Source organism: Marinilabilia sp., from assembly GCF_016278715.1.
In the GTDB taxonomy this organism is placed as follows: domain Bacteria; phylum Bacteroidota; class Bacteroidia; order Bacteroidales; family Marinilabiliaceae; genus Marinilabilia.
Map to the genome: position 1 here is coordinate 1 of NZ_JADQBH010000233.1, position 11329 is coordinate 11329.

The following is an 11329-nucleotide window of genomic DNA, read 5'->3' on the forward strand; positions in this document are numbered from 1 at the left end:
TACTTGAAATTAGTCTTGAAGGCAGTGTGGGGTAATCAAATTCTGGAGTCTGGTATAAAATTGAAAATCACATTTGGAATTTGTTAAGCCGCCAAGTCGCAGAATTCCATTATCTAATCATTCTATAAGTTCTGAAAATATGCTTTCGATAAAAAACTTACATGCTAAGATAGAAAATAAAGAAATCCTCAGGGGAATTGACCTGAAAGTGAAACCCGGGGAGGTACATGCCATTATGGGTCCCAACGGTTCAGGGAAAAGTACGCTGGCTTCTGTGCTGGCCGGAAACGAGATGTTTGAAGTGAGCGAGGGAGAGGTAGAGTTTAATGGGAAAAACATTCTGGAAATGGCTCCGGAAGACAGAGCCAGAGAGGGTTTGTTTCTGAGCTTTCAGTATCCGGTTGAAATCCCAGGAGTGAGTATGGTTAATTTTTTGAGGACTTCCATCAACGAGATTCGGAAATACAGAAACGAAAAAGCACTTTCTGCCAGTGAGTTTCTTAAACTGATGCGTGAAAAGAAAAATCTTGTGGAGATTGATTCTGATTTGACCAATCGCTCGGTGAACGAAGGGTTTAGCGGAGGAGAGAAGAAGAAGAACGAAATTTTTCAAATGGCTATGCTTGAGCCAAAGCTTTCTATTTTGGATGAAACAGACTCGGGTCTGGATATTGATGCACTGCGGGTTGTTGCAAACGGAGTAAACAAATTAAAACGTCCCGACAATGCTACTGTGCTGATTACACACTATCAGCGGCTTCTGGAATACATTGTCCCCGATTTTGTTCATGTGCTTTACCATGGTAGGATTGTGAAAACCGGTGGAAAGGAACTTGCCCATGAGTTGGAAGCCAATGGGTACGACTGGATTAAGAAGGAGTTTGGCGATAAATAAACCGCCTTTCCCGGAGTCGAACTTTTAATTTTGAATTGAATGGATAATGTTATAAAAAATATTATTGGCAAGGATATCTCTCTTGTTGAGCTGTTTGAAGAGAACAGATCGCTGATTGAAGAACAATCTTCCATCGTACTTAACAATTTGCGCGATGAGGCTTTTGATGCCTTTCAGGAGTTAGGCATTCCTTCCAATAAAGTTGAAAATTATAAATATACCAATCTTCAGCCCTTGTTCAATGGGGATTTTTCTTTTTCTCTGAAACCGGAAATTCTCACCGAAAATGTGGAGGATGTTTTTTCCTGCGACTTGGAAACGCTGGATTCCATAACCATTTATCTGGTAAACGGATGGTATTATACCCGCAACAATCCTGATCTCTTCCCCGAAGGGATACGCATTGGAAGTCTCGCTCATTTGGCAAAAGAGGATCCTGAATTCCTTGAAAAATATTATGGTTCACGTGCCCCCTATTTGTCGGATGGTGTTGTGGCTTTTAATACCATGTTTGCACAGGATGGCTTTTTCGTTCATGTACCAAAAGGAGTGGTGGTCGAAAAACCCATTCAAATTGTGAACATCCTGATGTCGGAAGAGGCTTTGATGACGACCCAGCGTAATCTGGTTGTTATGGACGATAACAGCGAGGCACGGATTATGGTGTGCGACCATACGCTTACCACCGGTAAGTTTGTCATGAACAGCGTTACCGAAGGTTATGTGGGGAAGGATGCACGGCTTGATTTGTACAATTTGCAAAATCAACATAACGCAACCACTCAGGTGGCCGGATTCTATTTTGAGCAACATGAGAATTCGCATCTGGCTACGAATAATCTGACCTTACATGCAGGAGTTGCACGCAACAATATTGAGCTGAAACTGGCCGGGGCTCATGCCGAAGGTCATGCTTACGGGTTGTATCTGCTGGACAAAAATCAACATGTGGATAATTTTTCATACATCGACCATGCAGTGGCTGATTGTTTTAGTGATGAGTTGTTTAAGGGAGTGCTTGACGACTATTCCATCGGTGTTTTTACCGGGAAAATCATGGTTCGTCCCGATGCCCAGAGAACCAATGCTTATCAGTCGAATAATAATCTGCTGTTAACCAACGATGCTAAAATGAATACCAAGCCGCAGCTTGAGATTTATGCCGACGATGTGAAATGTAGTCATGGTGCAACTGTGGGGCAGATTGATGAGGACGCCATGTTCTATTTGCGGACACGTGGAATCAGTAGGGAGGAGGCAACCATTCTTTTGATGTATGCTTTTGCCTACGAAGTTATTGAAAAGATAAAAGTGAAGCCCCTGCGTGAGCAAATCAGAGCGCTGGTAGAGAAGCGTTTTCGTGGAGAACTTGACAAGTGTCACTCCTGTGTGGTATGCGGTCAAAAGGGTACTGACGTAACCTGCCTGTAGGAGACTTTTGATGTAATAATATTTTCCGGTACCCGTCTTTACTGGCAGGTGCCGGATTGTTTTTTTTTGTACTATGGCTTTTGATATCCGAAAAATTAGAGCAGATTTTCCCATCCTTTCTCAGGAGGTCAATGGTAAGCCTTTGGTCTATTTCGACAATGCAGCTACCACTCAGAAACCTTTAGCGGTAATTGATGCTGAAGCAGGGGTTTACAAAACTATAAACAGCAATATTCACAGAGGTGTACACCATTTAAGCAACGTATGTACCGAAGCTTTTGAGGATGCTCGCAAGAAAGTAGCCGGATTTATTAATGCCGATTCTTCCGATGAGATCATTTTCACCCGGGGAACTACAGAATCTGTCAATTTGCTCTCCTTTTCTTTTGGAGAGACTTTTTTGAAGGAGGGAGATGAGGTCATTCTTACCGAGATGGAACATCACAGTAATATTGTTCCCTGGCAGTTGCTGGCTCAGCGCAGGGGTGTTGCCATAAAAGTAGTGCCGGTAACTGACAATGGCGAGTTGGATATGCAGGTCTTTGGTGAATTGCTAAATGAAAAGACCCGTCTGGTTGCTGTGGCGCATATCAGTAATGTGATGGGAACCATTAATCCCGTTGAGGAAATAATTGCGCTGGCACATGCTGCTGACGTTCCGGTGATGATCGACGGGGCACAGGCAATTCATCATCTGCCTGTGGATGTTCAGAAACTGAATTCCGATTTTTATGTTTTCAGTGGTCATAAAATGTACGCTCCTACGGGTGTGGGTGTCCTCTACGGCAAGAGAAAATGGCTGGAGATGATGAAGCCTTATCAGGGAGGTGGCGAAATGATTGACAAGGTTTCTTTTTCGGGAACCACCTTTAACGATTTGCCCTATAAATTTGAAGCCGGTACCCCCAACTATGCCGGAGTGATTGGATTGGGAGCTGCTATTGATTATCTGCAGGAGCAAGGACTGGAAGAAATCTGGGCCTACGAGCATGAGTTGTTCGAATACGCCAAGGAAAAAATGCAAACAGTGCCCGGAATGCGCTTTGTTGGGCAAACAGCCAATCATACCAGTGTTATTTCTTTTCTTTTAGGCCATTCTCACCCCTTTGATGTGGGAACCCTTTTGGATAAACTGGGTTTTGCCTTGCGCACTGGACATCATTGCGCGCAGCCGTTGATGGATCGGTTTCAGATATCCGGTACAGTAAGGGCCTCCTTTGCGTTTTACAACACAAAGGAAGAAGTTGACCGCCTGGTGGAAGCGCTGTTGCGTGTGGGTTCTATGCTCAGCTAAACTCTTTTTTTTGAAGTTGCTATCTTTGCAAAAAAAAAATCAACATGACCATAAAAGAAAAACAAAAAGAAGTTATTGGAGAATTTGCTGCTTTTGATGACTGGATGGATAAGTATTCTTTGCTTATTGAACTGGGAAATGAACTCGATTCGTTTGATGAAGTTCATCGTCAACCGCAAAACCTGATTGAAGGGTGCCAGTCGAAGGTTTGGCTTCATGCAGAATTGAATGATGGAGAAATAGTTTTTCAGGGTGATAGTGATGCAATTATTGTAAAAGGGATTGTGGCACTTCTGCTGCGTGTCCTGTCCGGTCATACGCCTGATGAAATTTTGGAAAGCGAACTTTTTTTTATTGATGAAATAGGATTGAAGGAACATCTGTCGCCTACCCGCAGCAACGGTCTGGTGGCTATGGTGAAACAAATCAAGGCGTATGCTTTGGCTTTTAAGGCAAAGATGGGATAAATGGTGAACTTTAGGAGATGAGAGATCGTTTGTTGTAAAAGAAAAATATTATGAGCACAGAATTTCTGAATACCGAAACCGATATTGTAAAGGCATTAAAAACTGTCTTTGACCCCGAAATCCCGGTCAATATTTATGATCTGGGACTTATTTATGAAGTGGAAGTGCGTGAGGAGGGGAAAGTCAAAGTGGTGATGACCCTTACCTCTCCCAATTGTCCGGTGGCCGAATCATTACCGGAAGAGGTTTATGAAAAGGTGCTGTCGGTGGAAGGCGTGAAAGATGTGGAACTGAATCTTACTTTCGACCCGCCGTGGACTAAAGATATGCTTTCGGAAGAAGCACTTCTGGAACTGGGACTTCTGTAAATATTTTCCATGATGAATCTGATTGCAGAGCAACGTGGTCAACTGATTCGCCAAAAAGCACTGGAGCTTGGCTTTGACGATATTTCTTTTGCTGAAGCTCAGTATTTAGAGGAAGAAGCGGCTTTTTATGACCAATGGTTGGTTCAGGGTAACCATGCCGGTATGGGTTATATGGATCGCAACAGGGAAAAGCGGAATGACCCACGCCTTCTGGTGGAAGGTACAAAGTCGGTGGTGCTGGTACTGCAAAACTATAAGCCCCACAGAGAAACACATCAGGTATCTGATTTCAAGCTTGCTAAATATGCTTACGGGCGCGACTACCATAAGGTGGTTAAAAACCGTCTCAAAAAATTGATGTCTTTTATTCAGTCGGATGTTGCACCGGAAGCTGAAGGTCGTTTTTTTGTAGATTCGGCACCGGTCTCTGAACGTTCGCTGGCAGCCAGGGCAGGTCTTGGATGGCGCGGGAAAAACACAAACCTTATTCATCCCCGGCTGGGTTCATTTTTCTTTATTGGTGAGATTCTTCTGAATATTGAGCTTCCTTACGGGGAAGCTATAAAAGAGGCTTGTGGTGGATGTACCCGATGTCTGGCTGCTTGTCCTACGGGTGCTTTGACAGCCCCTTACCAGTTGGATGCCAATAAATGTATTTCCTATCTGACTATTGAAAATAAAGGAAAGATTTCGGAAGAATTTGCCGGACAGTTTGAAGGATGGATTTTTGGCTGTGATATTTGTCAGGATGTTTGCCCCTGGAATTGGAAAGCCAGGCCCCACAATGAACCCGACTTCGATTTACGACCGGCTTTCAGGGATATGACCAATGTGGATTGGCGTTCTCTGGATGAGTTAGCTTTCGATGAGTTGTCGAAGGGAAGTCCCATCCGCCGGGCCGGCTTTGATGGACTGATGCGAAACTTGCGTTTTGTGGATACGCAGAAGGAGTGAGGTCAGGTTTTTTCAGTATTGAAGATAGTAACCACAACCCTTCGCTCACTTCTTGGACCATCAAATTCACATAGAAAAATATTTTGCCATCTGGAAAGGCCCATTTCTCCGTTTATAACCGGAATGGTCTCCGAGGGGCCGACAAAGCCAGCTTTGAGATGCGAATCTCCGTTGCTGTCCTGGGTGTCGTGTTGCCAAACTCCGTGAGGAATCATCTTTTTCAGCCAGTTGAGTACATCAGATTGCACCGATTCGTCCCAGTTTTCCTGAATCATTATGCCTGCAGTGGCACCTTGCACATATAAGTTTACCATTCCGGTTTCTATGGCAGATTTCGAAACTACATTGGCCACTTCACTGGTAATATCCACCAATTGGTTGTGGCTGTCAGTCCTGAATAATAGTGTGTGTTGCATCTCTTTTTGTGGATTTTTTGGAACACCTTGTTGAGTTCAGACTAAATAATATTTTTATAGTCAAACTCTTGGTTAAAGCAAATTCCGGAGTCTTCCTTATTAATCGATTGACTTCGGCACAGATTAAAAAATATCTTTTTTACTTCAGGAATTGTTGCTAAAATAAAAAATAGCATGGAGTTTAAAAAAACTCAACGCTATTTTTAAGACCATAAACTCCTGTAAAGGGAAGGTTGGATTTTTTCAACCTAAAATGGCCCGGAAATTGCAAAGTAAATTTTGTTTGTTTTTCAAAAATTAACTAAATTTAGCATCTATGTGATGTCCCGGTAATGCTAATAATGTATTGTTTAATGTTATGTTTGCACCCGTTTTAATAGAAGAGTCAAAACATACCATGCAGAGCAAGGAATTTAATCTGGTCAGTGGTGACGGAGCTTTCCTGATCGGGCGTTTATGGAAACCTGCTGGAAATCCCCATGCAGTGATTTGTATTGTCCATGGAATAGGCGAACATTCCGGGAGATATGATGTCTGGGCAAATCGGTTCTGTGAGCAGGGCTTTTTGGTTTATGCCGTTGATTTGCGGGGACATGGACTCTCTGAAGGAAGAAGAGGACATATTGATCATATTAATAACTATCTTGATGATATTAGTAGTTTAATCCGGTTGGTTAAGCACAGTTGGGAGGGTTTACCCGTTTTTCTTTACGGCCATAGCATGGGGGGAAGTCTTGTATTGAATTTTCTGCTTAAAAAGCGACAGGATTTTGCTGGGGCTGTAATAACTTCTCCCTGGCTCAGGTTAGTTAACCCACCGTCTCAATTAATTCAAAAGGCAGCTTCTGTCTGGAATTATTTATTTCCCAGGATGACTTTCCGAACCGGGATAAAAGCGAATGAATTGAGTTCCATTCCGGAACAACAAAAGTCCAGCGACGCGGATAAGCTGATGCATCATAAGATTTCGGTTCGTTTGTTCTGTGAGTTGAACAGGGCGGCACGTGATGTTTTGGATCGTCCATCCCGCTTTTCTATCCCATTATTTTTTGCTCATGGAACTGCTGATTCAATTACTGATTTTAAGACTACTCGTCAACTTTCCGATAAAATAGGAGAAAACGCAGGGTTTTACGGGGCTAAAAATGCAAGGCATGAACTGCATTGCGAACCTGTTGCTGATGATTTGTTTTTCTTTTTAACTTCATGGATTTCTGAAATCTTGAAAAATGAGTCTCATGCAAAATGAATTCAGGACGGTTGTTAACATAAAAAGATTTGATTTATCTATTGATGTCGGTTCAGAAGTATTATTACTGGGCTCTTGTTTTTCAGACCATATCGGGGCCCGCTTTGTTGATTCACGTCTTAAGGCTGTGGTTAATCCATTTGGGGTGGTCTATAACCCCTGGTCTATAGCCCGCTTATTGGAAAGAACAATGAATCTTGAGTTGTGTGAGGAGGATGAGCTGATTTTGCATAATGAACATTGGCATCATTTCGATTTTCACGGTGTGTTTAGCGGGGCAGATAAGACAGATGTATCCAAAAAAATAAATCAGACACTGGAAAACACCCACGAAATTCTTGGCAGAACCGATTACCTGGTGCTAACATTTGGCACTTCTTATGTTTACGAGCGGGTTGATACTTCCGGAATTGTTGCCAATTGTCATAAGATGCCGACAGGTTTTTTTTCTCGTTACCGTCTGGAGCCTGACGAAATTGTCGCCTTATATAAAGAACTGATTGTTTCTCTGAGAATGTTCAACCCCGGACTGAAAATTCTTTTTACCGTTAGTCCTGTTCGTCATTGGAAGGATGGTGCTCATGGGAATCAGTTGAGTAAATCTGTACTTTTTCTTGGTATTAATAAACTGGTGGAACTGTTTGACGGTGTTGAGTATTTCCCCGCTTTCGAAATTGTGATGGACGAGTTACGCGATTACAGATTTTATGACCCTGGGATGTTTAATCCTTCGGAGCAGGCGGTTGACTACATCTGGCGGCGTCTCGTTGATTCACTCTTTAGCAACGATGCCCAAAAGTTTATTTCCCTGGCTTCCAAAATAGCTAAGGCACGAAAGCATCGTATTGTGGATCCTGCTGCTTCTGAATCGCTGACTTTTATCCGGAAATCAATTGAACTGATTGAAAATATCAAACTTCAATTCCCTCAGGCAGACCTGGACTCTGACCATCTTTATTTTAAGAATTTATTGTTCAAAGTCGAAAAATAGAATTCGGTTATTTCAGCTGAATTTATTCTTGCATCACGGTTAAAAAAGATTAAAAATTGTTTTTAACTGGTTAAAATTATCTTTATCTTTAATTCTTCAAATTGAAATTCTTTTATTGATGGTTGTGCTTATCCGGGGGAGGGTGACTTCTTAAATTTTCCAGGAAAATTTCACATTGAGCTCCTGAGATGGCTTCGTTGCCTATGGATTATGTGTTCTCAGGTTCATGCTTAGCCGTCTGATTTGTAATTATTTCGGATAGTGATGAGTGTGTCTTGTTGAAAAGATTTATGGTTTTGGTTAAGTTCGTTTCATAAGGGGAGATCTGTTTTTTTGATTTTTTAATGATTGTCAGGGATAGTTGCCCTTGGTATAAATAATCAATTGATTTTTGACGGCTTTCTACCTAACTTGAGTGAGGTTTTCTGTGCTTTTTTATTGATTAGTCCAGCCTGAAAACACACCCTTTTATTCCACACTCATCGAGATATTAGAATCTTTTCAAATTTTTGTTTTTGGAGGAAGTATTTAATAAATTGAGTTCTTAGGGATGTGAAAATTTGTCCTGACAGTAAGGGATAAAAAGGAAAATTGACTTGATAGAAGAGCTCAGGTAACATAAGCATATCAATGGATTAATTTAAAATATGTTTTGACCTAAAATAATTTCTATATGACCTATTATCAACTCGGAAAAGATCGTCTGGTAAATCTTGAATATTCTTTGCACAGGGAAATACTCAGGACAAACCGGGCTGGTTCGTATTGCAGTACTACCATTATTGGTTGCAATACCCGGAAATATCATGGGCTGTTGGTTTGTCCTCTGGAGCAATTGGGCGGTGACCATTTTGTGTTGCTGTCGTCTCTGGATATTTCCGTAGAACAACATGGACAGGTGTTTAACCTGGGAATTCATAAATATCAGGGAAGTCATTATGAGCCAAAAGGACATAAGTATCTTTCCAATTTTGAAATTGATGATATTCCGAAGCGTTACTATCGGGTGGGCGGGGTGATCTTGTCCACTGAGATGGTTTTGGTTGAAAAAGAAGAACAATTGCTTTTCAAGGTAACACTGGAAGAGGCTCATTCGCCTACCAGGATAAAGTTTAAGCCTTTTCTGGCTTTTCGCAATGTAAACGAACTTACCTACCAGAACATGAATGCAAATACCCGTTACCAGGAGGTCGAGAACGGGATTTCAGTGAAAATGTACGAAGGATTTCCTTCACTGTATTTGCAGTCAAGCAAACCAATTGAGTTTATTCCTGTTCCTGACTGGTATCGGGGTGTGGAGTATTTCAAGGAGCAACATCGCGGCTATCCTTTTAAAGAAGATTTGTTTGTTCCGGGTTATTTTGAAGCCGATATTAAAAAAGGAGAAAGTATTGTCATGTCCGCCGGAACATCGGCTTTTAAAGCCAATGGACTGAAAACAAAATTCACACGCGAGAAGAAGAAAAGGATTCCCAGGGACAGTATGATTAATAATTTGCTGAACTCCGGTCAGCAGTTTTTGCTTTCACGCGGCAAAGACATACGCCTGATGGCCGGTTATCATTGGTATAAGGAGCGGCATCGGGATACTTTGCTGGCCTTGCCGGGATTGTCGTATTATCAGGAAGATAAAGAGGTTTACCGAAGTATCCTTGAATATATTGCCGGAGAGATTGAGGAAAAATACCTTTCAAAAAATGAGTCTCTTTTAAGTAGCGATATTGATGTTCCACTTTGGTTTTTCTGGGCTGTGCGGCACTGCCGGACTAATTGTAGTCCACCTCAGGTTTGGAAAAAATACCGAAAGGTGATGCAAGCCGTGCTTGATCACTATCAAAAAATGGATGGTGCATTCATGCACATGGAAGCCAACGGTCTTTTGTACGCAAAAAAGGATGGAGTTCCTCTTACGTGGATGGAGGCTGTGGTTGATGGGCAACCCGTCACCTGGAGACCAGGCCTGACCGTTGAATTGAATGCTTTGTGGTATAATGCACTTTCTTTCTTTGCATTTCTCTCCGAAGAAGCTAAAGAGCCCGAAGTAGGTGCTCCTTATGCTCAGTTGGCTGAAAAAGTGAAAACTGCTTTTATTGATGTTTTCTGGAATGCCGAAGATGAATGCCTTTACGATTTTGTTGATGGTGCACATAAGGATAGTTCTATTCGTCCAAATCAATTAATTGCTGCGGCTTTGCCTTATTCTCCCCTTTCGGTGGAGGAACGAAAATCTATTGTGGATGTGGTGAAAAAAGAACTTCTTACCCCACGAGGTATTCGTACCCTTTCGCCACAGGATCCCAAATACAAAGGGGTATATGAAGGAAATCAGAAACAACGTGATTTGGCACTACATCAGGGAACTGTTTATCCCTGGTTGGCAGCTTTTTTTGCTGAAGCTTATCTCGATATCCATAAACAGGGAGGTCTGGCATTTGTGAAACGAATGCTGGAAGATTTTGAGGAAGAGATGGGTGACCATTGTGTGGGGAGTATTTCTGAATGTTTCAACGGAAATCCGCCTCATGTTGCGAAAGGAGCCATATCAATGGCATGGAATGTTGGCGGAGTTCTGAGTATTATTAACCTAATTGAAAAATATAGTAACCTATGAGGGTGTTAATGTTTGGTTGGGAATTTCCCCCACATATCTCCGGAGGTCTGGGAACCGCTTGTTTTGGGTTAACCCGGGGCCTTTCTTATATTTCCGACTTGCAGGTTTTATTTGTTGTTCCCAAAGCTTTTGGTGATGAAGACCAACAGGGAATCAGTTTAATTGGTGCCAATCAGGTGCCGGTTAAACATCGTACATTAAATCTGAAGCACTTTAGCCGTAAACTCGATTATATTGAGGTTGGCTCTCGAATGATGCCCTATACCGATCCGGATGAATACTTTCAGATTCAGAAATCGAAAAAGGAAGATGGTGCTTTTGAGTATGTACAAACCGATGAAGCAGGACAGGTTCCTTTTACCGGAGCTTATGGTGCCAATCTGTTGCAGGAAATTCGGGATTATGCATTGGTTGCCAATGTGATTGCCCAGGATTATGCCTTCGATCTGATTCATGCCCACGACTGGCTTACTTATCCTGCCGGGATTGCCGCCAAAGAGGCAACCGGGAAACCACTGGTTATTCATGTTCATGCTACCGATTTCGACCGAAGCGGAGGAAGTGTAAATCCTGTGGTGTTTGATATTGAAAAAAGAGGCATGGAGGCTGCCGATAAGGTGATTGCGGTGAGCAATCTGACCCGCCGCACCGTG

At 42.3% G+C, this 11329-nt stretch carries 11 protein-coding genes; 10 read left to right on the forward strand and 1 reads right to left on the reverse strand.

Annotation, left to right across the window (positions count from 1 at the left end):
• Window positions 1–139: 139 nt before the first annotated feature.
• The 6 genes from sufC (at window position 140) to queG (ending at window position 5409) form a co-directional block, all read left to right on the forward strand.
• A complete protein-coding gene (gene sufC, locus QZZ43_RS14310; protein ID WP_291860775.1) occupies window positions 140–895 on the forward strand; it encodes a Fe-S cluster assembly ATPase SufC in 756 nt (251 codons plus the stop codon).
• Window positions 896–934: 39 nt separating this feature from the next.
• Entirely contained in the window at window positions 935–2326 is a 1392-nt protein-coding gene (gene sufD / locus QZZ43_RS14315; protein ID WP_291860780.1) for a Fe-S cluster assembly protein SufD, read from the forward strand.
• A 73-nt stretch (window positions 2327–2399) separates the two neighbouring features.
• Entirely contained in the window at window positions 2400–3620 is a 1221-nt protein-coding gene (locus QZZ43_RS14320; protein ID WP_291860781.1) for an aminotransferase class V-fold PLP-dependent enzyme, read from the forward strand.
• 44 nt (window positions 3621–3664) lie between these two features.
• Window positions 3665–4087, forward strand: a complete 423-nt coding sequence (locus tag QZZ43_RS14325; RefSeq protein WP_291860783.1) for a SufE family protein — start codon at window positions 3665–3667, stop codon at window positions 4085–4087.
• Window positions 4088–4137: 50 nt separating this feature from the next.
• Window positions 4138–4455 (forward strand): SUF system Fe-S cluster assembly protein, encoded by a 318-nt coding sequence (locus tag QZZ43_RS14330; protein WP_291860784.1) that lies wholly within the window; start codon window positions 4138–4140, stop codon window positions 4453–4455.
• A 9-nt stretch (window positions 4456–4464) separates the two neighbouring features.
• Window positions 4465–5409, forward strand: coding sequence for a tRNA epoxyqueuosine(34) reductase QueG (gene queG / locus QZZ43_RS14335; RefSeq protein WP_291860785.1), 945 nt, complete (start codon window positions 4465–4467; stop codon window positions 5407–5409).
• Window positions 5410–5411: 2 nt separating this feature from the next.
• On the opposite strand, the gene QZZ43_RS14340 is transcribed toward queG, so the two are convergent.
• On the reverse strand, window positions 5412–5825 hold the full coding sequence (locus tag QZZ43_RS14340; protein ID WP_291860788.1) for a secondary thiamine-phosphate synthase enzyme YjbQ: 414 nt from the start codon (window positions 5823–5825) through the stop codon (window positions 5412–5414).
• A 397-nt stretch (window positions 5826–6222) separates the two neighbouring features.
• On the opposite strand from QZZ43_RS14340, the gene QZZ43_RS14345 reads away from it, so the two are divergent.
• The 4 genes from QZZ43_RS14345 to QZZ43_RS14360 all read left to right on the forward strand — a co-directional run.
• Entirely contained in the window at window positions 6223–7074 is an 852-nt protein-coding gene (locus QZZ43_RS14345) for an alpha/beta hydrolase (protein WP_291860791.1), read from the forward strand.
• Entirely contained in the window at window positions 7064–8065 is a 1002-nt protein-coding gene (locus tag QZZ43_RS14350; RefSeq protein WP_291860795.1) for a GSCFA domain-containing protein, read from the forward strand. The genes QZZ43_RS14345 and QZZ43_RS14350 overlap by 11 nt, the downstream gene beginning before the upstream one ends.
• 673 nt (window positions 8066–8738) lie before the next feature.
• Window positions 8739–10676, forward strand: a complete 1938-nt coding sequence (locus tag QZZ43_RS14355; protein ID WP_291860797.1) for an amylo-alpha-1,6-glucosidase — start codon at window positions 8739–8741, stop codon at window positions 10674–10676.
• The coding region (locus tag QZZ43_RS14360; RefSeq protein ID WP_291860799.1) for a glycosyltransferase at window positions 10673–11329 on the forward strand (657 nt) is incomplete at its 3' end. The genes QZZ43_RS14355 and QZZ43_RS14360, both read left to right, overlap by 4 nt.